This is a genomic window from Neorhizobium sp. BETTINA12A (genome assembly GCF_023006485.1).
Lineage (GTDB): Bacteria > Pseudomonadota > Alphaproteobacteria > Rhizobiales > Rhizobiaceae > Neorhizobium.
Window position 1 is genome coordinate 1 of the sequence record NZ_JALBGW010000344.1, and the last position, 969, is coordinate 969.

At 68.7% G+C, this 969-nt stretch carries 1 protein-coding gene and 1 pseudogene; both read right to left on the reverse strand.

All coding sequences use genetic code 11. From position 1 onward, the window contains the following. Positions 1-703 (reverse strand): NAD(P)H-dependent glycerol-3-phosphate dehydrogenase (locus MOV61_RS30040; protein WP_247139193.1); only part of this gene is annotated, 703 nt, incomplete at its 3' end. Continuing rightward, positions 700-969, reverse strand: a pseudogene (locus tag MOV61_RS30045) (tRNA (adenosine(37)-N6)-threonylcarbamoyltransferase complex transferase subunit TsaD); the annotation flags it as partial. The gene MOV61_RS30040 and the pseudogene MOV61_RS30045, both read right to left, overlap by 4 nt.

Genomic DNA, 969 nt, shown 5'->3' on the forward strand with positions numbered 1-969 from the left:
CCGCCTTGCCGCCCATCGCCTCGACCAGCCGCGACATTTCCGCAAGACCGCGCGAGATCAGTGCGGCGCGCGCCGATTCGCCGAGCCCGGCGCCTTCGATGATGCCGCAGGCGATAGCCAGCACGTTCTTCAGCGCGCCGCCGAGCTGAACACCGATCCGATCGGTGGAAGCATAGAGGCGGAAGGTACGGCTGGAGAGCGCGTTGGCGAGCCGTTCCGCCAATGCCTCATCCCCCGCCGCAATCGCCATCGCCGTCGGCAGGCCGCGGGCGATATCCGCCGCAAAACCCGGCCCCGAAAGCACCGCGACCGGATGATGCGGCAATTCCGCCTCCAGCAGCTCGGTCAGCAACCGGCCGGAAGACTTGTCGATGCCCTTGGCGCAGGTGACGACCACCGCGCCGCCGGCAAGATAGGGACCGTAATGCCGGGCCGCATCCGCTTGTGCCTGCGAGGGCATGGCGAAGAGCACGAGGCTTGCCTCGCCGATCGCATCCGGCTCGGCGGAAAACTCCAGCGCATCCGGCAGGGGCACGCCGGGAAGGGCCGCATCATGCACCCGGTCGTCGCGCAGATCGCTCATCAGCGAAGGATCGCGGCCGATCAGGGTCACCGGATGTCGGCCTTCCAGCGAAATCACGGCAGCAAGCGCGGTCCCGAAGGCGCCGGCGCCGATGACGACGATTTTTTCCGCACCGCTCATGCCTTGGCTCCTCGCTTGCCGGATCCAAGCAGGGTCTTGGCGTCCTTGTCGAGCGGCCAGCGCGAGCGCGGCGCCACGTCGAGACCGTCGGTCGGCAGTTCCTCCGCCATCCGCTCGAGCCCCGCCCAGGCGATCATCGCCGCATTGTCGGTGCAGAGGCGCAGCGGCGGTGCGATGAAGCGGAAGCCGTTCTCGATGCAGAGCGCCTGCAGCGTCCGGCGGATTTCCTGGTTGGCGGCAACCCCGCCGGCAACGACCAGCGCCCG